This is a genomic window from Rhizobium sp. MHM7A (genome assembly GCF_005862215.1).
In the GTDB taxonomy this organism is placed as follows: domain Bacteria; phylum Pseudomonadota; class Alphaproteobacteria; order Rhizobiales; family Rhizobiaceae; genus Rhizobium; species Rhizobium bangladeshense.
On sequence record NZ_VCHT01000003.1, the window covers coordinates 522,617 to 545,960 of the forward strand.

21 protein-coding genes are annotated in these 23,344 nt (G+C 62.9%); 8 read left to right on the forward strand and 13 right to left on the reverse strand.

The window, feature by feature from the left end; all coding sequences use genetic code 11:
- The first annotated feature begins 19 nt into the window (after window positions 1-19).
- Window positions 20-250 (forward strand): DUF2093 domain-containing protein, encoded by a 231-nt coding sequence (locus FFR93_RS15435; RefSeq protein WP_064706262.1) that lies wholly within the window; start codon window positions 20-22, stop codon window positions 248-250.
- Here the strand turns inward: FFR93_RS15435 and lpxK are convergent.
- The 6 genes from lpxK to FFR93_RS15465 all read right to left on the reverse strand — a co-directional run bounded on the left by lpxK (window position 247) and on the right by FFR93_RS15465 (window position 6,081).
- The gene (lpxK, locus tag FFR93_RS15440; RefSeq protein ID WP_064707009.1) at window positions 247-1,287 is read right to left on the reverse strand and encodes a tetraacyldisaccharide 4'-kinase; all 1,041 of its coding nucleotides are present in this window, start codon (window positions 1,285-1,287) and stop codon (window positions 247-249) included. The two genes, FFR93_RS15435 and lpxK, sit on opposite strands and share 4 nt — an antisense overlap.
- Window positions 1,288-1,388: 101 nt before the next feature.
- Entirely contained in the window at window positions 1,389-2,111 is a 723-nt protein-coding gene (locus FFR93_RS15445; protein WP_138393840.1) for an HAD family hydrolase, read from the reverse strand.
- A 9-nt stretch (window positions 2,112-2,120) separates the two neighbouring features.
- Window positions 2,121-3,440, reverse strand: a complete 1,320-nt coding sequence (gene waaA, locus FFR93_RS15450) for a lipid IV(A) 3-deoxy-D-manno-octulosonic acid transferase (RefSeq protein ID WP_138393841.1) — start codon at window positions 3,438-3,440, stop codon at window positions 2,121-2,123.
- A gap of 140 nt (window positions 3,441-3,580) precedes the next feature.
- On the reverse strand, window positions 3,581-3,829 hold the full coding sequence (locus FFR93_RS15455) for a DUF4170 domain-containing protein (protein ID WP_064706259.1): 249 nt from the start codon (window positions 3,827-3,829) through the stop codon (window positions 3,581-3,583).
- A gap of 62 nt (window positions 3,830-3,891) precedes the next feature.
- Window positions 3,892-4,701, reverse strand: a complete 810-nt coding sequence (locus FFR93_RS15460) for a 3'(2'),5'-bisphosphate nucleotidase CysQ (RefSeq protein WP_064706258.1) — start codon at window positions 4,699-4,701, stop codon at window positions 3,892-3,894.
- A gap of 33 nt (window positions 4,702-4,734) precedes the next feature.
- A complete protein-coding gene (locus FFR93_RS15465) occupies window positions 4,735-6,081 on the reverse strand; it encodes a TldD/PmbA family protein (RefSeq protein ID WP_138393842.1) in 1,347 nt (448 codons plus the stop codon).
- A 118-nt stretch (window positions 6,082-6,199) separates the two neighbouring features.
- Between FFR93_RS15465 and FFR93_RS15470 the strand changes: the two genes are divergently transcribed.
- The 4 genes from FFR93_RS15470 to FFR93_RS15485 all read left to right on the forward strand — a co-directional run bounded on the left by FFR93_RS15470 (window position 6,200) and on the right by FFR93_RS15485 (window position 10,426).
- Window positions 6,200-8,014 (forward strand): monovalent cation:proton antiporter-2 (CPA2) family protein, encoded by a 1,815-nt coding sequence (locus tag FFR93_RS15470; RefSeq protein WP_138393843.1) that lies wholly within the window; start codon window positions 6,200-6,202, stop codon window positions 8,012-8,014.
- 82 nt (window positions 8,015-8,096) lie between these two features.
- Complete coding sequence (locus FFR93_RS15475; RefSeq protein WP_138393936.1) at window positions 8,097-8,501, forward strand: hypothetical protein; 405 nt, start codon at window positions 8,097-8,099, stop codon at window positions 8,499-8,501.
- Window positions 8,502-8,590: 89 nt separating this feature from the next.
- Window positions 8,591-9,964, forward strand: a complete 1,374-nt coding sequence (locus tag FFR93_RS15480; RefSeq protein WP_138393844.1) for a PepSY domain-containing protein — start codon at window positions 8,591-8,593, stop codon at window positions 9,962-9,964.
- 12 nt (window positions 9,965-9,976) lie between these two features.
- On the forward strand, window positions 9,977-10,426 hold the full coding sequence (locus FFR93_RS15485; protein WP_138393845.1) for a copper uptake system-associated protein: 450 nt from the start codon (window positions 9,977-9,979) through the stop codon (window positions 10,424-10,426).
- A 24-nt stretch (window positions 10,427-10,450) separates the two neighbouring features.
- Here FFR93_RS15485 and FFR93_RS15490 read toward each other — a convergent pair whose 3' ends face one another.
- Genes FFR93_RS15490 through FFR93_RS15500 form a run of 3 tightly spaced genes read right to left on the reverse strand, consistent with a single transcriptional unit; the run spans window position 10,451 to window position 13,791 of the window.
- Entirely contained in the window at window positions 10,451-11,332 is an 882-nt protein-coding gene (locus tag FFR93_RS15490; protein WP_138393846.1) for a patatin-like phospholipase family protein, read from the reverse strand.
- Between the two features lie 13 nt (window positions 11,333-11,345).
- A complete protein-coding gene (gene rsmD / locus FFR93_RS15495) occupies window positions 11,346-11,906 on the reverse strand; it encodes a 16S rRNA (guanine(966)-N(2))-methyltransferase RsmD (protein ID WP_064706252.1) in 561 nt (186 codons plus the stop codon).
- Complete coding sequence (locus FFR93_RS15500) at window positions 11,887-13,791, reverse strand: pseudouridine synthase (RefSeq protein WP_138393847.1); 1,905 nt, start codon at window positions 13,789-13,791, stop codon at window positions 11,887-11,889. The genes rsmD and FFR93_RS15500 overlap by 20 nt, the downstream gene beginning before the upstream one ends.
- Window positions 13,792-13,881: 90 nt before the next feature.
- On the opposite strand from FFR93_RS15500, the gene FFR93_RS15505 reads away from it, so the two are divergent.
- On the forward strand, window positions 13,882-14,319 hold the full coding sequence (locus FFR93_RS15505; RefSeq protein ID WP_138393937.1) for a nucleoside deaminase: 438 nt from the start codon (window positions 13,882-13,884) through the stop codon (window positions 14,317-14,319).
- Window positions 14,320-14,563: 244 nt separating this feature from the next.
- Here FFR93_RS15505 and FFR93_RS15510 read toward each other — a convergent pair whose 3' ends face one another.
- The 4 genes from FFR93_RS15510 to FFR93_RS15530 form a co-directional block, all read right to left on the reverse strand.
- Entirely contained in the window at window positions 14,564-15,193 is a 630-nt protein-coding gene (locus tag FFR93_RS15510; RefSeq protein WP_064706250.1) for a hypothetical protein, read from the reverse strand.
- 131 nt (window positions 15,194-15,324) lie between these two features.
- Complete coding sequence (gene ileS, locus FFR93_RS15515; RefSeq protein WP_064706249.1) at window positions 15,325-18,231, reverse strand: isoleucine--tRNA ligase; 2,907 nt, start codon at window positions 18,229-18,231, stop codon at window positions 15,325-15,327.
- 286 nt (window positions 18,232-18,517) lie between these two features.
- Window positions 18,518-19,501 carry a bifunctional riboflavin kinase/FAD synthetase gene (locus FFR93_RS15525; RefSeq protein WP_138393938.1) on the reverse strand — a complete coding sequence of 328 codons (984 nt, stop codon included), beginning with the start codon at window positions 19,499-19,501 and terminating at the stop codon, window positions 18,518-18,520.
- A 14-nt stretch (window positions 19,502-19,515) separates the two neighbouring features.
- Window positions 19,516-20,364: a TIGR01459 family HAD-type hydrolase gene (locus FFR93_RS15530; protein WP_138393848.1), complete on the reverse strand. Its 849-nt coding sequence runs from the start codon at window positions 20,362-20,364 to the stop codon at window positions 19,516-19,518.
- Window positions 20,365-20,714: 350 nt separating this feature from the next.
- On the opposite strand from FFR93_RS15530, the gene groES reads away from it, so the two are divergent.
- Window positions 20,715-21,011: a co-chaperone GroES gene (groES, locus tag FFR93_RS15535; protein ID WP_007530391.1), complete on the forward strand. Its 297-nt coding sequence runs from the start codon at window positions 20,715-20,717 to the stop codon at window positions 21,009-21,011.
- A gap of 71 nt (window positions 21,012-21,082) precedes the next feature.
- Complete coding sequence (gene groL, locus FFR93_RS15540) at window positions 21,083-22,720, forward strand: chaperonin GroEL (RefSeq protein WP_064693968.1); 1,638 nt, start codon at window positions 21,083-21,085, stop codon at window positions 22,718-22,720.
- Window positions 22,721-23,344 lie beyond the last annotated feature (624 nt).

A 23,344-nucleotide genomic window follows, 5' to 3' on the forward strand; every position in this document is an offset into this window, starting at 1 on the left:
ACAGTAGGGAACGGAGCGCATGAACTTGTTCGAAGGGCACGGAAACCGCGAGGCGAAGATCCGCTATCTCGACGGCGATTTCCAGATTCTCTCGCCCGGCTCCTATGTCGTCTGCGCGATGACCGGCAAAAATATCCCGCTCGACGAGCTGCGCTACTGGAGTGTTGCCCGCCAGGAGCCCTATGCCGACGTGATCGCGGCGATCGAGGCTGATAAACGCGCCGGCGTGCTGCCGAACCAGCGGCGTTAACGCGCTTTCAATTCCTTGAGGCGCCGCTCACGGCAGGCAATGATTGCCCTGTCGATGATCAGGCCTGGGGCGAGATGATCCTCAAATACCATGTCGACTTCGATCACCCGGGTCTTCTGCGCCAGCTGCTCCGCTTTGCCGTGATGGCCGGACAGGCGAACGAAATCCTTCGACGTGGTGACGATCAGGAGGTCCTGGCGCTCAGCGGTCATCAGGATATCGTCGATCTCCTCCTCGGTCAGGTGCTCGTGGTCGCCGAAGGTCTTGGCGACGGCGATCTCGGCGCCACGCGATTCGACGGTGCGGAAAAATTTGGCAGGATCGGCGATACCGGCGAAGGCGAGCACCTTGATGCCGGCCAGCCTGTCGTCGCCGCGTACCTTGAGCGAAGCGGTAAAATAGGGCTTCGCTGCGCGCGCCGCCATGCGGACGATCGCGTCTGCAGCATTGCCACCGCCGACTTTCAGCAGCGCCGTCGCCGAGCGCAGTTGCTGACGGATCGGCGCGCGGACCGGTCCGGCCGGAACGATATGGCCGTTGCCAAGGCCGCGCGTCGCGTCGATGACGAGCAGGGCATAGTCGATCGCCAGCCGGGCGCTCTGAAAACCATCATCCATGATGATGAGGTCGGCGCCTTCCGCCACCAGGCGCCGTGCGCCGTCGACCCGCCGGCGGGAAATCACGGTCAGCGCCTCTTGGGCGAGCAAGAGCGGTTCATCGCCGACGGCGACCGCTCGGTGATGATGGGGATCGACCACCGTCGTCACGTCGAGCGAGCCGCCATAACCTCTGCTGAGAAAGCCCGGTTTCAGGCCTTTCGCCTTGGCGGCGCGGGCGAGCGTCAGCGCCGTCGGCGTCTTGCCGGCGCCGCCGACGGTGAAATTGCCGACGCAGATGACGGGAACCGAAACCGAGGCGCGGCGCGCATGGGCCATGCGATGGCCGGCGACACGGCCGTAGAGAAAGGAAAGTGGCGTCAGCAGCCAGGCCCGCCAATCGGCTTTCCTCCACCAGAACGGCGGCGCTTCGGATATCATTTTGCGGTTCCGCTCCCCTGCCCGCCCTGCGACGATCAGCTCCGTGCCTCGACCGGCCGGATTGAGAAGCCAAAACCGGTGAAAATGCAAGTCCTTACATATCAGGCTGTCTGCAGATCCGGCAGCAACGTCTCAATGGCGGTGATGTCGTCGAGCACATGATCGGCGGCGGCAGCAAGCGAATCGCGTGACCCGGTTCCGGTCAACACGGCAATCCTAAGTCCCGTTCCGGCATTCAGGCCCATGTGCAGGTCGTGATTGTTGTCGCCGACGATGGCGACCTCGGACGGCAAAAGGCCTGTCGCGGCGCAGAAGCCGAGCACCATGCCCGGCTCCGGCTTGACGCCGAAGCCGCTGTCATAGCCGGCGATATAATCGACATAGCGGGCGAAACCGAAGCGCTCCGCCGTCTGGCGGATGGAGCGTTCATTGTCGCTGGATGCGACGCCGAGCTTAAAACCGCGCCGATGAAGCCTTGCGAAGAAGGCAGCAAGGTCCGTCACCGGCACTGAAAATTCAGCGGCGCCGGAGAAGAGGTCGTCGAGACGGATCGTCAACGCCCCGATATCGACCATCGAGCCGGCGGCGACGAGGCCCTCGGCGATCTGACGGGTGTTGCCAGCGGCAAGCAGGCTGTCGGGAACGATATGCCCGGTAACAGGATCCATACCGCAGGCCGACAGGAGCCGGTCCGCCAGAAGCGGATCACCCTCAGCGGCGATGCGGGCAAGCTCGCGATTGACCGGCAGCCAGCTCTCATCATAGTCGAGCAGCGTGCCATCCTTGTCGAAAAGGATGCCTTTGATATTGGCCGGGCCCGACATCGCGTCTCCTCAGACCTGGGCCGCGGCCTTGGGCAACAGACGTGCCTTGACCGTCAGCGGATTGATATAGGGTTCGAGCCCCTTCACCGTTGCCGATAGTGCACCGCGCATCTCGTGCACGGAGGCGATACCGGCCTCGATCATCTTGCGGCGGGCTTCCTCATTGGTCAGCAGGTAATGCACGCCCTTGGCCAGCATCTCGGTATCCCGCACCATGCGGGCGCTGCCACTGCGGGCGAGCTTCTGATAGGCCTCGCGAAAATTCTGCACAGCGCCGCCGGAGAGAATGGCGCAGCCAAGCATGGCCGGCTCCAGCGGGTTCTGACCGCCCTCGGCGAAGAGCGAGCGGCCGACGAAAGCGATTTCGGTCAGACGGAGATAAAGCCCCATTTCGCCGATCGTGTCGCCAAGGAAAATATCGACATCCGCGGAGAGGACGTCATCGCGGGTGCGGCGGGCGACTTTCAGCCCCTGCTTGACCAGTGCTGCCTCGATCTCGTCGCTGCGCTCGGGATGGCGCGGTACGATGATCGTCAATTGACGATCGCGCTCCTTCAGGGCGCGATGGACGATGCCTGCGGCATTCTCCTCGCCATCAAAGGTGGAGATCGCCGCCCAAGTTTTGCGATCGCCGACCTGCTTTTTGTAGCGGGCGAGGACGGCGCTGTCATAGGGCGGTGCGTCCGTATCGACCTTCAGATTGCCAGAGGTGATGACGGGGACAGCACCAAGATCGCGGAAACGTTCGGCATCGACATCGGATTGAGCGATGACGAGGGCGAGGTTCTCGAACAACGCTTCCGCAATCGACGGTCGGCGGCGCCAACGGGCAAAGGAGCGATCGGACATTCGGGCATTGACAAGGATCTGCGGGATGCGGCGATGGCCAAGCTCCAGCACCGTCGCCGGCCAGATCTCGGATTCGGCGATGATGGCGCAATCGGGCTGCCAATAATCGAGGAAGCGGCTGACGGATGGTTTCAGGTCGAGCGGCACATATTGATGGATCGCCTCCTGGCCGAGGCGCTCGGCGGCGAGCCTGGCGGAGGTGATAGTGCCGGTTGTCAGTACGACATGGATATCTCGGCGGCGGATTTCGCGGATCAGCGGGATGACGGCATTGGTTTCGCCTACACTTGCGGCATGAAACCAGACGAGCGGGCCCTGCGGCCGGTTGGCGCTCGGATAGCCGAAGCGTTCCAGGCGGCGCGCACGGTCTTCCTTACCCTTGGCGGTGCGGTAAGTGAGATAGAGACCGACGACCGGAGAGGCGATGGTTCCCGCCAGACGGTATGTGCTCAGACCGAGCCGCGCCATCCGAGAGCTCATCGCGCCAGCCTTCGACCCAAGACGATCGACATCAAACCCATTCCCTAATTATCGTTGCGGCCGGAATGGCCGATCAATTTGTTCAGAATGCGTCAAACGATCCGGATCGACGGCCCACTCGCTGGCGGCTGCTGCCGCGGTCAGTTGCCCCTGGCCTTTTCCTGCGGATCGAGCAGACGGTGCATATGGACGATGAAATAGCGCATATGCGCATTGTCGACCGTCTGCTGCGCCTTCGCCTTCCAGGCCGTGAGCGCCGTTGCATAATCGGGAAAAATGCCGACGATATCGAGGCCGTTCAGATCACGGAACTGGACGTCATCGAGGCTTTCCAGTTCGCCGCCGAAAACCAGGTGCAAAAGCTGCTTCTTGTCGCTGGAGTCAGTCATTTTCTTGTTCTCTTTCTGCCTAGTTCCCCCGTCACCTCATCTGCGGGATTTTGACGGAAACGTCAACCGTCTCGTCGCCCGCCAAAGGCCGTGAGGAACTCATCGATGCGGGGCGCCGGTGCGGCACAGAGGACCTTGTGGGTGACGTCGGCCCTGTTGTAGACGATCGGCTTGCCTTCGAGGTCGACGAGGCCGCCGCCGGCGCAGGCCAGAACGAGATCGGCGGCGGCAAGGTCCCAGTCGTGCGAATTGCCCTTGACGAAGGTGCCTTCGAGACGGCCGTCCGCCACCATGGCGATACGATAGGCAAGCGAGGGAACATATTTCTCGCGTCTGACGCGGTTACGGAACGCCGGCGGAAATGTCTTCAACAGGTCCTCACCGATGGCGAGCCGGCTCATTTCGTCCGGCCCGGCGGCGGAAACGGTGAAGGGCATGCCGTTCTTCAGCGCCACGCCGCCATCGACGGCCTCGTAGAACTCTTCGAGCGCCGGCGCATAAAGCACGCCGGCGACGGGACGGCCGCGATGCACGACCGCGACGCTGACGCACCAGACCTTCTGCCCGCCGAGGAAGGCGCGGGTGCCGTCGATCGGATCGACGATGAACAGCGTCTCGCGCGAGAGGCGGCCGGCATCGTCCTCGGTTTCCTCGGACAGCCAGCCATAATCAGGCCGCGCCTTGCGCAAGATCGTTTCAAGCGTCTTGTTGGCGGCGAAATCGGCGGCGCTGACCGGAGACCGGTCGCCGTTCTTCCACCAGACTTCGGGAGACTGGTTGAAGAAGCCGTAGGCGACCGCGCCGGCCTCCTTCGCAGCATCGGCGATCAAGGCGAGATCGCTCTGCCAGCGGAGCTTTTCCCTATCGCTCATCCCGTCAATCCATTTCCTGCTGCCCGTTTTTTTTCACTGGCCGGCGAGCGTCATGCCTTCGATCGCGAAGGTCGGAGCCGCGACGCCGAACTTGCGGTCGATGTCATTTGCCGGCGTCAGGCGCATGAACATATCCTTGAGGTTCGAGGCGATCGTCACCTCGGACACCGGGAAAGCGAGTTCGCCGTTCTCGATCCAGAAGCCGGTGGCGCCGCGGCTGTATTCGCCGGTGATCATGTTGACCCCGTGGCCGATCAGTTCGGTGACGTAAAAACCGTTGCCGACGCTGCGGACCAGTTCCTCCGGCGAGATGTCGCCTGGTTCAAGGGCAAGGTTGGTGGAAGCCGGCGTGACGGCGCTACCGCCGCGCACGCCGCGGCCATTTGTCTGGAGGCCGAGTTCGCGGGCGGTCGAAGTCGAGAGGAACCAGTGCTTCAGGACACCGTCTTCGATCATGACGAGCCGTTCGCCTGATACGCCCTCCCCGTCGAAGGGACGCGAGGAAGGCCCGCGCACGACCAGCGGGTCGTCGGTGATCGACAAGCCCGACTTCAGCACCTGCTGACCCATTCTGTCACGCAGGAAGCTGGTCTTTCGGGCGACGGCGGCACCGTTGATCGCACCGGCGATATGGCCGACGAAGCCGCGGGCGACACGCGGATCGAAGACGACGGTGACGTTCTTGCCCGTGGGCACCTGGCGCGGATTGATGCGCTTGACCACCCGTTCGCCGGCACGGCGGCCGATTTCGGAGGGGTTGTCAAGCTCGGCGTAATAGAGCCGGCTGTCGAAGTCATAGTCACGCTCCATGCCGGTGCCTTCGCCTGCGATGACGCTGACGGAGTTGCCGAAACGGGAGGCCATGTAGCTCCCTTCGAAACCATGCGAAGTGGCAAGAACGAGGCCGCCCATGCCGGCCGACGCGCCGGCGCCGGAGGAATTGGTGACGCCATTGACGGCAAGTGCAGCCGTCTCGGCGGCAAGAGCCGCCTCGCGCAGCATTTCCGACGAGACTTCCGTGGCATCGAACAGTTGCAGGTCGGGGTAGGACTTCGCAAGGCCCGCCTCGTCCGCAAGGCACGCGAAAGGGTCTTCCGGAGAAACCTTGGCCATGGCGACGGCACGTTCGGCAAGCGCCTGCAGGTCGAAGCCCGGATTGGCCGAAACGCTGGCGACGCGCTTGCCGATGAAGACGCGCAACGAAAAATCGTCGCTTTCGGAGGATTCCGTTCCCTCGACCTTGCCGAGCCGAACGCTGACCGATTGCGAGCGAGAGCGCACGACGACGGCGTCGGCGGCGTCGGCCCCTGCCTTCCTTGCCAGATCGATCAATTGAGTTGCGCGGGAAAGAAGTGTCGAGGAATCGATTTCTGAGGACATGATTTGGCCTTTCCTTCGGCTTCCATTTATTGTGCACTCTGTCAGGCATCAAGGCCGCCGCCGCCGATTCTTTGTGAGGGCAGCCGGATGTTTCCCGCCATTGAAAGAAATCGCCAGCATGTCAGCGCCCAACGACCTTTTTTCCGAAACGATCCTGCTGCTCGGCGGCGCGGTGGTCGCCGCTCCGATCTTCAAGAAGCTCGGGCTTGGCACGGTGCTCGGCTACCTCGCCGCCGGCATCGTCATCGGCCCGGTCTTCCACGGCATTACCGACGGCGAACAGATCCTTGCCGTCGCCGAGCTCGGCGTCGTCTTCCTGCTCTTCATCATCGGCCTGGAGCTGAAGCCAAGCCGCCTCTGGCAGATGCGGCGCGACATCTTCGGCCTCGGCACGGCGCAAGTGATGGCGACAGGGCTGGTGCTGACCCTGCTCGCCTGGTTTTCTGAAGTCCTCGATTGGCGCGGCAGCATCGTCGCCGGCTTCGGCCTGGCGTTGTCTTCGACGGCCTTCGCCATGCAGATCCTCGAAGGCGACGGTGACGTCAATACGAGATACGGGCAGCGTTCCTTCTCAATGCTCCTGTTCCAGGACCTGGCGATCGTGCCGCTGCTCGCGCTGATCACCGTTCTCGACGGCAGCGGCGAGGGCAGCAACGCGCCGCTTTCCGATTTCGCCATCGCCATCGGCGCGGTGGCGGCGATGATCGTCATGGGACGCTATCTGCTGACGCCGCTCTTCCAGGTCATTGCCCGTACCGGCGCGCGCGAGGCGATGATCGCGGCAGCTCTTTTCGTCGTCATGGGATCGGCAAGCCTCATGCAGCTTGCCGGGCTTTCGATGGCGATGGGCGCTTTCCTGTCCGGCGTGATGCTTGCCGAATCCTCCTACCGGCACGAACTGGAGGCCGATATCGAGCCTTTCCGCGGCGTGCTGCTCGCCATCTTCTTCATAGCCGTCGGCCTGTCGCTGGAGCTCGGCGTTCTTCTCGACAATGCGCTCTTCGTCATCGTCGCAGTGCCGATCGTCATGGCCGTCAAGGCGACCATCATCTATGGGCTCTGCCGGATATCGGGCTCTGCGCACAATGACGCGATCCGGATCGCCTTTCTGCTGCCGCAGGGCGGCGAATTCGGTTTCGTGCTGTTCACCACCGCAGGTGCGGCCGGGCTGATGTCGACGAGCACTGCATCGCTGCTGGTGGCGATCGTCACGCTGTCCATGGCGCTGACGCCGATCGGCGCGGCGCTGTCGAAGCGGCTGCTCAACGGCGATGAACAGGAGGAACTGGACGAGGATTTCGAAGGCGCCGGCGCCGACGTGCTGATGATCGGCTTCTCGCGTTTCGGCCAGATCGCCGCCCAGATCCTGCTTGCCGGCGGGCGCAGCGTCACCGTCATCGATTTCTCCGCCGACCGCATCCGCCAAGCCTCCTCCTTCGGCTTCCGCATCTATTTCGGCGACGGCACCCGAAAGGATGTGCTGCGCTCGGCGGGGATCGACCGGGCGAAGATCGTGCTCGTCTGCACCCAGAAGAAGGAGATCACCGACAAGGTGGTGGAACTGGTACAGGCGGATTATCCGCATACCCGCCTTTATGTGCGCTCCTACGACCGCCTCCATTCGATCGAACTGCGCAACAAGGGCGTTGATTATGAGCTACGCGAAACGCTGGAATCCGGGCTGCTGTTCGGACGGCGAACGCTAGAAGCGCTCGGCGTCTCCGAAATCGACGCCTTTGACATCGGCGAGGATATCCGCAAGCGCGACGAGGCGCGGCTGGCGCTGCAGGTTTCCGAAGGGCTGCAAGCCGGTCGCGATATGCTGTTTGCCCACCCTGTCCGTCCCGAACCGCTGGTCAAGCCTAAGCGGGCCGCGGATCCCTTCGGGGACGATCCGCTGGCCGGCACCGCAGAGGCGACGGCGGACGCCTGACCGCGGCTGATCGTCTTGCGAAATTGACGCATTGAACCCGGGCCTGCGAGCGTCTATCAGACAGGCGGCTGGAGAGAGCATGGTGATCAGACGGGTGAGATACATCGAAGAATGGGCGCTGCGCATCCTGTGCGCGCTCACGCTCGTTCTCGTCGGATTCGCCCATCAGCCTCCTGCCGCCGCCGGCGATCTCGGTCCGGCGGGCCTTGCCCAATATGTGCTTCCTGATGGGACGCTGCCGACGCTTTGCGTCACCGTCAACGACACGTCCGATCAGGGCCGGCAAGACAAAATTCATTCGCATGGCTGCGAGGCGTGCCGGATCAGCGCCTCGGCCCTGATGCCGGCGCCGGCTGATGCCGCCGGCGCTCCCATAGTCTTTGCGGCCGCGGTCGAATTGCCGCGTCGGGCAGAGAGCTTCCGGCGCCGGCCTTTCCCGCCCAATACCCGTCCCCGCGCGCCTCCCTCCGATCCGATCCTTGCCTGAACTTCGTGTTGCGGCGGGCGCCGTGACGCGCCTTTCAACGCCGGCCGAGCTGCATTCGTGGCATCGGCCGTGGATACGGACCCATTCTGATGTCAACTATTTCCGCTGCCGCAGCGGTAGAGGGCGCCGCAAGCGGCGTTTCGCTCTACCGCGCCATCTGGCGCTGGCATTTCTTCGCCGGGCTTCTGGTCATACCTTTCATGCTCAATCTCGCCGTTACCGGATCGCTCTATCTTTTCAAGGATGAGATCAACAGCACCTTCTTCGGCTATCGTTACACCGTCCAGCCGACCGGCAAGGCGCTGTCCGCCGAGCGGATCGCAGAAATCGCCGCATCGGCCGTGCCTGACGCAAAGGCGACATCCTATAAGGATCCGGCTCGGGCCGATCGGTCGGCCATCGTCACGCTGTCCGGCAGTGCGGGCTCGACGCTGGTTTTCGTCAATCCTTATGACGGCAAGATGCTCGATGTCATCAAATCGACCGACGAGTTCAACTATGTGGTCAAGCGCATCCACAGCCTCGCCTATTTCGGCAGCATTGCGAACCGGCTGACGGAAATTGCCGGCGGCTTTGCCATGGTGCTCGTCGTCACCGGCATTTACCTCTGGTGGCCGCGACGCCAGACTGGGGGCGTCGTAACGGTGCGGGGAACCCCCGGCCGGCGCGTTTTCTGGCGCGATCTTCATGCGGTGACCGGCGCTTTCGCAGGCATGCTGATCTTCTTCCTTGCGATCACCGGGATGCCGTGGTCGGGCTATTGGGGCGCCAACGCCAATGCCTGGCTGACCGAGCACGGCCTCGGCTACCCGGTCCAGCTCTGGGACGCGGTGCCGAAGTCGCGCAAAGTTGCCGAGGACATTCTTCCGAAGAGCGGCTGGGTCATCGAGAAGGCGCCGGTTCCGCTTTCCGATATCGCCGCGGCGCAGTCAGCAAGACCGATCGGGCTCGACAAAGCCGTCGAGATCGCCAGACGGCTCGGCATGACGCGGGGCTTCGATGTGGCGATCCCTTCGGAGGAGACCGGCGTCTATACAGCCTCTGTTTATCCGGACGATCTTGCCGGCGAACGTACCGTCCATATCGACCAGTATTCCGGCAAAGCCTTGATCGATGTTGCCTTCGATCAATATCCGTTCCTTGGCAGGGCGATCGAGTGGGGCATCAATGTCCACCAGGGACAGGAATGGGGACTTTTCAACCAACTGCTGATGCTCGCCACCTGCCTCGCCATCATTCTAAGCTCGGTGACGGCCGTCGTCATGTGGTGGAAACGGCGGCCGGCCGGCGGCCTCGGCGTGCCACCCATGCCGGCGAAGCGCTCGGTCTATTACGGTCTGTGGGTGATTGCGGGGCTTTTTGGCGTCGCTTTCCCGATGAGCGGGCTCGCCATTCTCGTCATGATCGCCTTCGACCAGATCGTCGTGCGGTTCGTGCCGCTGCTGAAACGCGCTCTTGCCTGAGGAGGACATCCGATGAAGACGATCATCGCTATTCTTGCAGGCCTGCTGCTCGCATCCGTGGCATCTGCAGACGACGATCCGCAACAGGTGATACCGGCAGGGCTGAAGATGATGTTCGAAAGACCGGACAAGCCGCTCGATATCAACCCGGTCGTCGTTCAGGCCGGTTGGGCGATCGTCGGGTGGCGACAGGACGGACGGGGCGGACGCGTCCTCATGAAGAAGACGCATCATGGCTGGAGCGCCTATCTCTGCAGCGGCGACAGTTTGAAGGATGCCGGGACGCTGGAAAAACTTGGGCTCCCGGCCGATGACGCCGCCGCCCTGGCTGGCAAGCTGGAGAATGCCGAGGCCGGCCTCGATTCGTCCGCGCTCGCGCTCTTCTCAAGCTTCGAGGGTACAGTCATGCTGAACGAGGCATCGACCGGCGCGGCCGGCGGCCATGAGGGTCACGGGCTGTGAGCTCACACCCTCAGGCATTCTGCTTTAGCGCTTCAGCCGCGCCTCGATTTCGCGGTCGAGGGCGAATTTCAGGTCGTCCTTGACGCCGACGGACATGGCCAGCACTTCGCGGGCCTTGAGGAAATCCATGACACCGGTGCGGCCGACCGTCGGGCGCAGAAAAATGTGCGGCTGGCAAAGCTTCAGCTTCAGGGAGATCGCCGTCTGCATCATCAGCTGGCCGGACCCGAAGATGCTCTCCATGCGGTTCGGGATATGAGTGCCGTCGCCTTCCGGCGCGCCGACGACATCGATGCCGATGACGATGTCAGCCAGATCCATCAGGCATTCATAGGGGACCGGGTTGCTGATGCCACCATCGATCATCACGCGGCCATGCAGGCGCACCGGCATGAAAACGGCTGGAATGGAGGAAGAAGCGGCCAGTGCAGGAAAGAGCTCGCCCGCTTCGATGATGACCTGGTTCTGCCCATAATAGTCCGTCGTGATGACCTTCATCGGCACCAGCAGATCGTCAAATCGGGCCGGCAGCTCTGACGGCAGGAAGGCTTTCAGGATTCGTTCCAGATTGAACTGGCCAATGCGGATGCCTTTGGCCACCGCATCGCGCACGGTGGTCGGCCTCAGGCCCCAGATGCGGGCGACAACGGCCGTCTTATTGCCGACGGTGGCCAGCGCATGTTCGCGGATTTCAGCGCCGGACATACCGGCGGCCATGCCGGCCCCCATGATGGCGCCGATCGACGAACCTGCAATCGCCACCGGGCGGATGCCGAGTTCGTCGAGGGTTTCGATGATATGAATATGAGAAAGGCCGCGTGCGCCGCCGCCGCCGAAGGCGACCGCGACTGTCGGCAAATTGCTGATCGCAGGCAGTTTCGGACTGATGATCTCTGCCTGCTGCACGCCCCGCCCCCGCTTATTGCGGCTGATACCGGAAGAAATGCACCCTCGTATCGCCAAAGATGCGGCTTTCGAGGAAAACATAGGAAGGGTGGACCGAAACGACAATGTCGGCGCGTTCTTCGAGCACCGCCATGGCGCCCGGCCGCAGCCAGCCGCCTTCGGCTGCCGCCGCCATCGCCTTCTCGCCGAGACCCTTGCCATAAGGGGGGTCGGCAAAGAGCACATCGAAAGGCTCAAGGTTGCCGACGCTGCCGAGATCGGTCGCATCCCGGCGCAGGATGCGGGTGCGGCCGTGCAGGCCGAGCGCATCGATATTCTCCCAGAGCAGCGCCCGGCCCTCGACGCTGTTTTCGACGAAGAGCGCGTGGCGACAGCCGCGCGAGACAGCTTCGAGGCCGACGGCGCCGGTTCCGGCGAAAAGATCGAGGATCCGGGTGCCGTCGACGCATTCCGGATAGGCATGGCTCAATATGTTGAACAGGCTCTCGCGCGTCCGGTCGGCAGTCGGCCGGATCTCGTTGGATTTTGGCACGGCGAGAGGCCGTCCGCGAAACTCACCGCCGACGATCCGCACCGCGCGTCATTCCCTTTCCTCTAGCACCACCTCGGGACGGGCCGCCCGCAGGCCTGTCGCCACCCGGCCTGTCACCGTCCGGCTTGCCACTCTTCGGCTTGCCGGAAAATTTCTTGGGCCCGCCGGGCTTGCCGGCAAAGCTCTTGCCGCGGGGCTTGTCACTCGAAGGCTTGTCTCCGAAGGACCTCTCTCCGCGCGGACGCTCGGAGCGGCCCTCGCCGGCAAAGCTTCTGGCTGCCCGCGGGCGCTCGTCACCCTCCTCGCGCGGCTTTCGATCGCCACGTGGCTTGCCGGCGAAAGTTCGATCGCCACGCGACGGACGATCGCCGAAGGGGCGGTCGCTGCGCGGACGCTCAGACCGGCCCTCGCCGGTGGAGGCTCTGGCGGCGCGAGGACGCTCATCACCATCGGCACGCGGCTTGCGATCACCACGCGGCTTGTCGCCAAAAGGCCGGTCGCCGCGCGAAGGACGATCGCCGAAACCGCGGTCTTCGCGAGCAGGACGGTCACCGAAGCCGCGCTTGCGGCCAAAGCCTTCGTCCTCATCCTTGCGGCGAGGCTGCTCGCTAGAGCGGATCCATTCGCCGTCCTCTTCGCGCACGCGGTTGATCGGCGTGCGCGGACGATCCTCGATGCGATCGAAAGCATTGTTCTTTGCCGCCGGCTGCTCGCCGCGCCGGCGCGCGGTCTGCGCATTCTTGGCGGCCTTGGCAGCCGCCTTTTCGCCGAGCGGCCGGGCGCCCGGCGCCATCCAGACATTGGCGCTGCGGCGCTGACCGAGCGGCTGCGGACGCTTCGGCTTGTCGTCGTCCCTGCGGCCGCCGTCGCGGCGATCGTCGTCTCTGCGCCCGCCGTGGCGGTCGTCACGTTTGGTGTCGAGGCGGCTTAGCGCTCGTTCGCGCTTGTCCTCCTGGCGACGCGGCCGTTCGCGCTTTTCCGGCGCCGCGACTTCTTCCTCTTCCTCGGCGGCGACAGGCGGTGCGTTGTAGATCGGCGCCTCGAAATTCGCCTTGGCTTCCTCGATCAGGCGCGGGCCGAGCTGGTCACGCAATGTGCGGCCGCGCACCTCGACGACATGGCCTTCGGGCAAGTCGCCGAGCTGGAACGGCCCATAGGAGATACGGATCAGACGGTTGACGTCGAGGCCGAGGGCGCCGAGCACGTTCTTGATTTCACGGTTCTTGCCTTCGCGAAGGCCCATGGTGATCCAGACGTTCGAGCCTTGAGTCCGGTCGAGCGTCGCCTCGATCGAGCCGTAGAGCACGCCGTCGACGGCGATGCCGTCCCTCAGCTTGTCGAGCGCCTCCTGATCGATCTCACCATGAGCGCGGACGCGATAGCGCCTCAGCCAGCCGGTCGCCGGCAGTTCGAGGGCGCGGGCGAGACCGCCGTCATTGGTGAGCAGCAGCAGACCTTCGGTGTTGATATCGAGACGGCCGATCGACATGACGCGCGGCAGTTCTTCCGGCAGGCTGTCGAAGACGGTCGGACGGCCTTCCGGATCGGCATTTGTAGTCACCAGCCCCGCCGGCTTGTGATAGAGCCAGAGCCTGGTGCGCTCGATGCCGCGGATTGGCACGCCGTCCACCTCGATGCGATCGGCCAGCGTGACGTTGACGACGGGAGTTTCGAGAACCGTGCCGTTCAGCGTCACACGGCCTTCCATGATCATGCGCTCGATGTCCCGGCGGGAGGCAACGCCTGCGCGCGCCATCACCTTTGAAATGCGTTCGGCCTTGGTCTCGCTGTCGGTTTCAGCCGCTGCCGGGCGCGCGGCTGCAGCCTTCGCCGGCTTCGCGCCGCCCGCCTTCGGACCGGCCTTCGGCCTGATATCCCGTGAAAGGGGCTTGCCGCCCGGGCGTTTTGGCTTGTCTTTGGGTGTCATTTGCTGTTTGCCTGCCTTTTGGGCCTGTCTATCAGGTCACGCATCTGCGGTTAAGTGGAAATTCTTGCGATCGTGAAGACAAATCGTTTCATGGAGATGGCGCTTGAAGAAGCGCGCGCCGCCGGAGAACGCGGCGAGGTGCCGATCGGCGCGGTGGTCGTTGTCGACAATATTGCCGTTTCACGCTCGGGAAACCGCACGCGGGAGCGCAAAGACGTCACTGCGCACGCCGAAATCGCCGCAATCCGTCTCGCCTGCGAGGCGCTTGGGCAGGAGCGCATTGTCGGCGCCGACCTCTATGTGACGCTGGAGCCTTGCACCATGTGCGCAGCAGCCATCTCGTTTGCGCGTATCCGAAGGCTCTATTACGGGGCCGAGGATCCGAAAGGCGGCGCCGTTGATCATGGCGTGCGATTCTATGCGCAACCGACCTGCCACCACGCACCGGAGGTCTATTCCGGCATCAACGAAATCCAGTCGGCCGAGATATTGCGGAGATTCTTTGCGGAACGGAGGGATCCGCCGTAACCGCACGCGCCACGGCTGTCGGGTTCGGGCCTGTAGTTCTCCCCTCACCCTAGCCCTCTCCCCGTCAACGGGGTGAGGGCATGCGCCCTGCGAAAGGTTAACGGTTAACGGAGAGGGTGCGGCATACTCCCTTCGCCCCGTCTGCGGGGAAAAGGTGCCGGCAAGCGGATGAGGGTCTGGCCAGCGATTGCGGCATGTCACACGACATTTGAAGCAACCGGACAACGCCTACATCCGAGATAAGCTACTGCAGGAAGTTCCACCACTGCTTGCCGGAATTGGCGATCGCCGCATCCTTCTTGCGCTTCTTCTGCTTCTTGAGCTCGGGCTCGCCGAGGTCCTCGAGCTTTGCCGGATCGTCGACGGTGCGGTAACCGGGCGGCGGGTCGGAAATGTAGCGGCGCTGATCGATATAGGAGCCCTTCTGCAGAGCGCGGGCCTCGCGATAGGCCTGGGTCTGGGCTTCGGTCGTACGCCGGCCGCCTTCAATGGCCGAGCTCGCCAGCGGCGAGCGATAATTCGGATTGTCCGAATTGGCGTCAGCCTCGGAAACGAGGCGAGCGCGGGTCTCCTCCGGCGATTCAAGCCATTGCGGATTGTCCTTGTTGGCCACCGTCGGCTGTGGCGCGACGAGGGTCTCGCGCTGCCCCTGGGCCGGCAGCACCAGCGTCGGACGCGGCGTATATTTGACGCCCTTGTTCTTCGGTTCCGGTCCGGTCAACGATACGGACTGGCCGAGATCGTCGGTCAACTGCTCCATGGCGGTCTTGTCGGTACCGTAGGTCGGGCTGCTGGCGCAGCCGGACATCAGGGAGCATCCCGCCATAACAACAGACAGGCAGGCGCCTACACGGAACCAATGCGTTGCGAACATGAAAACCCTTCCAGCCACCGGTGCAATCGTCGCCCTACCGGACAACCGTCCCCCTGACGCAAAAATCCGGCCATTTTCAGGCAGCTTTTACCGGATGAACGTCGCAAAGGCAATTCACCCGGCAAATATCTTCAGGCGCGGATGCCGAGTTCGCGCAAGGCGGCAGCGTCCCGCGCCGACACGTCGGGATAATCCGGATCGGAACCGACATCGGTCGTGATGCGCCAGGAACGAGCGCATTTGACGCCTTCGGCAAGCGTCGGCACGACGGCGACGTCAGGCACCTCGGCCAAGCGGAAGGCGTCGGCCGGGCCGGCATCCGCCTTGATCGTGATATCAGAGGTGATGCAGACTTCGCTGAAATCCTGACCTTCGAGCGCCTTGCGAAGCTCAGCATCGGCGACATGCACGACGGGAGCTGCCTCGAGCGAGGAACCGATGCGCTTGTCCTTGCGCTCGATTTCGAGCGCGCCGGTCACGACGCTGCGGATTGCGCGGATCTTCCTCCACTTTTCGGCCAGCGCATCGTTGCGCCATTCCTTCGCGACCGGAGCAAACTGCTCCAGATGTACCGAAACGGCCGAGGGATTGCGCGAAAGCCACGCCTCTTCCGTCGTGAAGGGCAGCATTGGCGCAAGCCAGGTCACCACGCAATCGAAGATCATGCGGATGACGTAAAGCGCCGAGCGGCGGCGAAGGCTGGAGGGCGCATCGCAATAGAGCGCATCCTTGCGCACGTCGAAGTAGAAAGCCGAGAGCTCGACATTGGCGAAGTCGATCAAGGCGCGGGCGATCTTCTTGAAGTCGAAGGCGTCATAGTTCTCGCGCACGAGCCGGTCGAGCTCGGAGAGACGGTGCAGCATCAGCTGCTCCAGCTCCGGCAGATCGGCGAGCGCGATGACCTCGCCGTTGTCGTGGGCCAGAGTTCCGAGCATCCAGCGGATGGTGTTGCGCAGCTTGCGATAGGCGTCGACATTGGTCTGGATGATCGTCTTACCGACGCGCAGATCATCGGCATAGTCAGAGGTCATGACCCAGAGACGCAGGATGTCGGCGCCAGCGTCCTTCATCACTTCCTGCGGCGAGGTGACGTTGCCCTTCGACTTCGACATCTTCTCGCCCTTCTCGTCCATGGTAAAACCATGGGTGAGAACGGCGTCGTAAGGGGCGCGGCCGCGGGTGGCAGCCGATTCCAGCAGCGAGGAATGGAACCAGCCGCGATGCTGGTCGGATCCTTCGAGATAGAGATCGGCCGGCCATTTCAGATCGGGGCGGTCTTCCAGCGTGAAGGTGTGCGTCGAGCCCGAGTCGAACCAGACGTCGAGGATATCCATGACCTGCGTCCACTTGGCCGGATCATGCTCGTTGCCCAAGAAGCGCTCCTTGGCGCCTTCGGCAAACCAGGCGTCGGCGCCCTCGACATCGAAGGCATTGAGGATGCGCTGGTTGACGGCCTCGTCCTTCAGGACTTCGCCCTGCTCATTCACGAAGACGCAGATCGGCACGCCCCACGCTCTTTGACGGGAAAGAACCCAGTCCGGGCGCTGCTCGATCATCGCACGCAGACGGTTCTGGCCGGCCGCCGGCACGAAACGGGTGTCGTCGATCGCGCCGAGGGCCCGGCTGCGCAGCGTCGTTCCATCCGGCAGCGTCTTGTCCATATAGACGAACCACTGCGGCGTGTTGCGGAAGATCACCGGCTTCTTCGAGCGCCAGGAATGCGGATACTGATGTTTAAGGCGGCCGCGGGCAAAGAGCGCATTGCGCTCGATCAGCGCCTTGATGACGCGATCATTGGCATCGCCCTTCTTGCCGTTGTCGTCGATGACCCGCGCGCCTTCCAGGCCGGGAGCATCGGATGTGTAGAAGCCGCCGTCGTCGACCGGGAACGGGATCTTGGTCTCGATGCCGCGCGCCTCGATTTCACGGGCATGCGCCATCCAGACGTCGAAGTCTTCGCGGCCGTGGCTGGGTGCCGTGTGCACGAAGCCGGTACCGGCATCGTCGGTGACATGGTCGCCGTCGAGCAGCGGCACGGCGAATTGGTAGCCGCCGTCTAGACCCTTGAGCGGATGGGCGCAGGTGATGGCGGCAAGATCGGCAGCCGTGACATCCGAAAGACGCTTGTACTGCAGCTTCGCCTTGGCAAAGGATTCCTCAGCCAGCTTGTCGGCGAAGATCAGCTTCTCACCCGGACGCGGGCCGAAATCGTTCTCGGCAGCCGTGACCTCGTAAAGGCCGTAGGCAACACGTGAGGAATAGGCGATCGCCCGGTTGCCGGGGATCGTCCAGGGCGTGGTCGTCCAGATGACGATGAAGGCATCCTTGACGCCATCGGGAGCCTTCTCGACCGGAAATTTCACCCAGATCGTGTCGCTCTCATAGTCGTGATACTCGACCTCGGCTTCGGCCAGCGCAGTGCGCTCGACGACCGACCACATGATCGGCTTTGAGCCGCGGTAGAGCTGACCGCTTGCGGCGATCTTCAAGAGTTCACCGGCAATGCGGCTTTCCGCGTGGAAGTTCATCGTCAGATACGGGTTTTCGAAGTCACCGACGATGCCGAGGCGCTGGAACTCGTCACCCTGGACCTTGATCCACTTTTCGGCATAAGCGCGGCACTCGCGGCGGAACTCGATCATCGCCGCCGGCTCGGTCAGGTCGGGCTTGGCCTTGCCCTTGGCGCGGTAGTTCTCCTCCTCGATCTTCCATTCGATCGGCAGGCCGTGGCAATCCCAGCCCGGCACGTAGTTGGCGTCATAGCCGCGCATCTGGAACGAACGGTTGATGACGTCCTTGAGGATCTTGTTCAGCGCATGGCCGATATGGATGTTGCCATTGGCATAGGGTGGGCCGTCATGCAGGACGAATTTTTCGCGGCCGGCGGCAGAGGCGCGCAGTTTCTTGTAGAGGTCCATCTCCTGCCAGCGCTTGACGAGCTCCGGCTCCTTCTGCGGCAGGCCGGCGCGCATCGGGAAATCGGTTTCGGGCAAATAGAGGGTCTTCGAGTAATCGATCTTTTCGGCTGTGTCGGTCATATCGGGACAATCGTTTCTGGCGGCCCAGGAAGGGGCGCTACGTGCGTGAAAAAGCTGGTGACGGAAGCGCTCGTGTCCAAGCGCCGAAAACCCGGACCTCCCGGCCGCTTAGCGCGCGCGGAAGGCCGGGCCGATAATTCGCATCGTGATCGCCAGCCGAAATTTCGTCATAGCGCCGGTTCATAGGCGTTTTTGCCGGGAAAAGGAAGAGAAGAATTCGTGAGCCTGTGATCACGGGTCATCACCCAAACCCGGCTCCCGGCGGGAGATTTTAGCCGCGGCAATCTCAGGAAAAACAAAGCTTCCGATCAAGTTCGCCGAGCGGCTTGACACCTGCCAGCAGCGCCCTCGCCTCCTCCTCGTCGCGCTTGATCTGGGCGACGAGCGCATCGAGGCCATCGAATTTCAGCTCGGGCCTGATATAGCCGAAGAAGGTGACGGCGCAGAGCTGGCCGTAGAGATCGCCGCTGAAATCGAACAGGTAGGTTTCGAGCAGCGGCGCGCCGTTTTCCGTCACCGTCGGCCGGCGACCGTAGCTCGCCACGGCATCGTGGAGCGTTCCGTCCTGGCGCCGGAAGCGGACGGCATAGATGCCGGCGGCGAGTTCGGCCTCCGACGGCAGGCGCATGTTGGCGGTGGGAAAACCCAGCTGCCGGCCGAGCTTTTCGCCATCGATCACCTCGGCCTCGACCGTATAGCGGTAACCCAGCATGCCGGCGACTTCGCTGACATTGCCGTCCTTCAAGAGCGCGCGGATATGGCTCGAGGAAACGACATCAGCGTTTTCGTCGCGGAAGGCATCGATGAGAGTGACGCCGAAGCCATAGGTCTGACCGGCATTCATCAGGAAAGCCGGACCGCCTTCGCGGCCGCGGCCGAAATGGAAATCGAAGCCGGTGACGACTTCGGAAGCGCCGAGCCAATCCTTCAGGATCGAATGGATGAAATCGTCGGCCGAGCGCTGCGAAAACTCGTAATCGAAGGGATATTCGATGACCGCGTTGAAACCGAGCGTTTCCAGGATGCGGGCCTTGAGCGGCGCAGGCGTCAGCCGGAAGACCGGCATCTCGGGCCGGAAGACCGTGCGCGGATGCGGCTCGAAGGTCAGCACCAGAGCAGGAATGCCGCGCGCCTTCGCGATTTCGAGCGCGCGGTTCAGCACCGACTGATGGCCGCGGTGCACGCCGTCGAAATTGCCGATGGCGATGACCCCTCCCTTCAGATGGGCAGGCAAGGGATCCCGGGTTTCATTGCGGTGGAAGACGGTCATCGGCGGGCTTCTCTTCATGCAAGGCGCGGCATCCACCATTTCGGCGCGGCTTTTTCGCGTTCGAGATAGGCGTTGAGGATCGCCTCGTCGGTCTCGCCATTCAAGGTATATTCCTTAGCGTGGATACCGCCGCTGATGTAGAGAAGGTCGAGGCCGTAATTCAAGGCGCCGCGCACGTCGGTCGGCATGCCGTCGCCGATCGCCAGCACGCGGTCGATGGAGAAATCGCCGCGAAGCTCGCGGGCGGCCGCGAGCGTCGCCTCGTAGATCGGCCGGTGTGGCTTGCCGGCAATGCGGGTCTTGCCGCCGAGCTGCTCGTAATAGGCGGCCATGGCGCCGGCGCATGGGATGATGCGATGGCCGCGCTCGACGACGAGGTCTGGATTGGCGCAGATCATCGGCACCTCGCGCGCCTGGAAATCCAGGAGCATGTCGGTGTAATCCTCGGGCTTTTCGGTCTCGTCGTTGAAAAAGCCGGTGCAGACGAGCGATTGCGCTTCGGCGGCCGGCCGGCGCTCAACGCCGATGCCTTCGAGAAGCGCCTTGTCGCGCTCGGGGCCGAGCAGAAAGACCGTCTTCGGTCCCTCGGAAATCAGCCCGCGGGTGACGTCCCCCGAGGTGACGATCCTGTCATAGGCGCGGTCGGGAACGCCGATATGGCGCAACTGCTCGACCACTTGCCAGGAAAGGCGCGGCGAATTGGTGATGAGGACGACGGCAAGACCGCTCTCGCGCGCCGCTTGGAGGGCTGCGGCGGCCTTCGGAAACGGATCGACGCCGTTGTGAACCACGCCCCAGACGTCGCAGAGCACCACGTCATAGTGAGCTGATACCTGCGAGAAGTTTTCTATCCGCCTGGCCATTCCAATTTCCCGATTTGCTTCAGTCACCGGTGACATTGCAAAGCCGCGAGGCGATGGCAAGGCATTTTCTGCACCTTGGCAGGCAAGAATGCCGTCGACGGCGGCGAGTGCGGACGGCAAGGTCCGGCGGGGGCGCGAAAGGCAACCGCGAGACAAGATTTCCGCGGCAATCTCCGATAATTCGCCGCCTCTTCACAATTCCGGCACAAAAATTCGTGATTGCTCTCATTGACTCCTCTCGGAGCCATCCCTAAATGCTCGAGCGCTAGCACTCACTATGGAGGAGTGCTAACACTTATCCATGTGGACCGCTCCGGTCCGCGAATGTCATTCGATCGAGGGATTAGACAATGGCAACCACCAATTTCCGTCCGCTTCACGACCGCGTCGTCGTTCGTCGCGTCGAGTCCGAAGAGAAGACCAAGGGCGGCATCATCATTCCCGACACCGCCAAGGAGAAGCCGCAGGAAGGCGAAATCGTCGCCGTCGGTTCCGGCGCTCGTGACGAGTCCGGCAAGGTCGTGGCGCTCGACGTCAAGGCTGGCGACCGCGTTCTGTTCGGCAAGTGGTCCGGCACTGAAGTCAAGATCAACGGCGAAGACCTTCTGATCATGAAGGAAGCCGACATCATGGGCATCATCGGCTGATCGGCCGATCCGCTTCCCGAAATGGCTGACGGGCTTTCTGCCCGAACAAATCGAATTCAGGAGACACAAACATGGCAGCTAAAGAAATCAAGTTTGGCCGCACCGCGCGCGAAAAGATGCTGCGCGGCGTCGACATTCTCGCCGATGCGGTGAAGGTCACGCTCGGCCCGAAGGGTCGTAACGTCATCATCGACAAGTCCTTCGGCGCGCCGCGCATCACCAAGGATGGTGTCTCGGTCGCCAAGGAAATCGAACTTGAAGACAAGTTCGAAAACATGGGCGCCCAGATGGTCCGCGAAGTCGCTTCGAAGACCAACGACATCGCCGGCGACGGCACCACGACTGCAACCGTTCTTGCCCAGGCGATCGTTCGCGAAGGCGCCAAGGCCGTTGCCGCCGGCATGAACCCGATGGACCTGAAGCGCGGCATCGATCTCGCCGTTGCCGAAGTCGTCAAGGATCTCCAGGCTAAGGCCAAGAAGATCAACACTTCGGAAGAAGTTGCCCAGGTCGGCACGATTTCCGCAAACGGCGAACGCCAGGTCGGCCTCGACATTGCCGAAGCCATGCAGAAGGTCGGAAACGAAGGCGTCATCACGGTTGAAGAAGCCAAGACCGCCGAAACCGAACTCGAAGTCGTCGAAGGCATGCAGTTCGACCGCGGCTACCTGAGCCCCTACTTCGTCACCAACCCGGAAAAGATGGTCGCCGACCTCGAAGACGTCTTCATTCTCCTCCACGAGAAGAAGCTCTCGAACCTGCAGTCGATGCTCCCGGTTCTCGAAGCCGTCGTCCAGACCGGCAAGCCGCTCCTCATCATCGCTGAAGACGTCGAAGGCGAAGCCCTCGCAACCCTCGTCGTCAACAAGCTGCGCGGCGGCCTGAAGATCGCTGCCGTCAAGGCGCCTGGTTTCGGCGACCGCCGCAAGGCCATGCTCGAAGACATCGCCATCCTGACCGGCGGCACCGTCATCTCCGAAGACCTCGGCATCAAGCTCGAAAGCGTCACGCTCGACATGCTCGGCCGTGCCAAGAAGGTTTCGATCTCCAAGGAAAACACCACGATCGTCGACGGTTCGGGCGCCAAGTCCGACATTGAAGGCCGTGTTGCCCAGATCAAGGCCCAGATCGAAGAAACCACCTCCGACTACGACCGCGAGAAGCTGCAGGAGCGTCTTGCCAAGCTCGCCGGCGGTGTTGCCGTCATCCGCGTCGGCGGCTCGACGGAAGTCGAAGTGAAGGAAAAGAAGGACCGCATCGACGACGCCCTCAACGCGACGCGCGCTGCCGTTCAGGAAGGCATCGTACCGGGCGGCGGCGTTGCCCTGCTCCGTTCTTCCGTCAAGATCTCGGCCAAGGGCGTCAACGACGACCAGGAAGCCGGCATCAACATCGTTCGCCGCGCTCTGCAGTCTCCGGCCCGCCAGATCGCCGAGAACGCTGGAGATGAAGCCTCGATCGTCATCGGCAAGATCCTCGACAAGGATCAGGACAACTGGGGTTACAACGCCCAGACCGGCGAATATGGCGACATGATCGGCATGGGCATCATCGACCCGGTGAAGGTCGTTCGCACCGCCCTGCAGGACGCCGCTTCCGTTGCATCGCTGCTGATCACCACCGAAGCCATGATCGCCGAGCTGCCGAAGAAGGACGCTCCGGCTATGCCGGGCGGCATGGGCGGCATGGGCGGTATGGACATGATGTGATAGGCCTCCGGCCTGTCACAGCATCGTCCATGAAACCGCCCATCAACCAAGATAGTTCAGCGCGTCACGCGCGCTGAACTGGCGGTATGGACATGATGTGATAGGCCAAAGCCATCACTGACATCCATTCCGGCACATTCGGAACAGCAAGGGCGACCCTCGGGTCGCCCTTTTCTTTTGCCCGCAGCGATTCGATTCATTGCGCACTATTTTATCCCGTGCAGCGCGCCAGCCGACCTCCAAGCTTTCGTCAGGCTTGTGTCGCTGCTCATTTTCCGATCCCGCGAAATAGGCAGAGGCGGACCGTTCCGCGGCAGAATTTGTCCAGCGTCCTGGAGTAAAGGCGCTATAAACGCGTCAAAAAGGGCAATTTTCGTTGCTTTTCCGACGAGCGGTCAGATACATGACGGAGCCTCCGGAGAAAGCGGCCGCACCACCGCCCCCCGAAAAAGCCGTTGCCGTTTGTTTAAAAGCTCCTATAAATCCGCGCAGCAATTGACGTGCGCCCCGGCGATAATCTTCGCCTGCAAGCGAGCCCGGAGCGCGAAATGCGACGCCATAATGTTCGGCCTGACGGTTCCGGTTTCGGAGGCCGATGGCTGTGGCAACGGCCGGCGGCCGCCA

Coding starts and splice junctions, on each gene's coding strand:
- FFR93_RS15435 (WP_064706262.1), top strand. CDS start 20: ATGAACTTGTTCGAAGGGCACGGAAACCGCGAGGCGAAGATCCGCTAT.
- lpxK (WP_064707009.1), bottom strand. CDS start 1,287: ATGATATCCGAAGCGCCGCCGTTCTGGTGGAGGAAAGCCGATTGGCGG.
- FFR93_RS15445 (WP_138393840.1), bottom strand. CDS start 2,111: ATGTCGGGCCCGGCCAATATCAAAGGCATCCTTTTCGACAAGGATGGC.
- waaA (WP_138393841.1), bottom strand. CDS start 3,440: ATGAGCTCTCGGATGGCGCGGCTCGGTCTGAGCACATACCGTCTGGCG.
- FFR93_RS15455 (WP_064706259.1), bottom strand. CDS start 3,829: ATGACTGACTCCAGCGACAAGAAGCAGCTTTTGCACCTGGTTTTCGGC.
- FFR93_RS15460 (WP_064706258.1), bottom strand. CDS start 4,701: ATGAGCGATAGGGAAAAGCTCCGCTGGCAGAGCGATCTCGCCTTGATC.
- FFR93_RS15465 (WP_138393842.1), bottom strand. CDS start 6,081: ATGTCCTCAGAAATCGATTCCTCGACACTTCTTTCCCGCGCAACTCAA.
- FFR93_RS15470 (WP_138393843.1), top strand. CDS start 6,200: ATGTCAGCGCCCAACGACCTTTTTTCCGAAACGATCCTGCTGCTCGGC.
- FFR93_RS15480 (WP_138393844.1), top strand. CDS start 8,591: ATGTCAACTATTTCCGCTGCCGCAGCGGTAGAGGGCGCCGCAAGCGGC.
- FFR93_RS15485 (WP_138393845.1), top strand. CDS start 9,977: ATGAAGACGATCATCGCTATTCTTGCAGGCCTGCTGCTCGCATCCGTG.
- FFR93_RS15500 (WP_138393847.1), bottom strand. CDS start 13,791: ATGACACCCAAAGACAAGCCAAAACGCCCGGGCGGCAAGCCCCTTTCA.
- FFR93_RS15505 (WP_138393937.1), top strand. CDS start 13,882: ATGGAGATGGCGCTTGAAGAAGCGCGCGCCGCCGGAGAACGCGGCGAG.
- FFR93_RS15510 (WP_064706250.1), bottom strand. CDS start 15,193: ATGTTCGCAACGCATTGGTTCCGTGTAGGCGCCTGCCTGTCTGTTGTT.
- ileS (WP_064706249.1), bottom strand. CDS start 18,231: ATGACCGACACAGCCGAAAAGATCGATTACTCGAAGACCCTCTATTTG.
- FFR93_RS15525 (WP_138393938.1), bottom strand. CDS start 19,501: ATGACCGTCTTCCACCGCAATGAAACCCGGGATCCCTTGCCTGCCCAT.
- FFR93_RS15530 (WP_138393848.1), bottom strand. CDS start 20,364: ATGGCCAGGCGGATAGAAAACTTCTCGCAGGTATCAGCTCACTATGAC.
- groES (WP_007530391.1), top strand. CDS start 20,715: ATGGCAACCACCAATTTCCGTCCGCTTCACGACCGCGTCGTCGTTCGT.
- groL (WP_064693968.1), top strand. CDS start 21,083: ATGGCAGCTAAAGAAATCAAGTTTGGCCGCACCGCGCGCGAAAAGATG.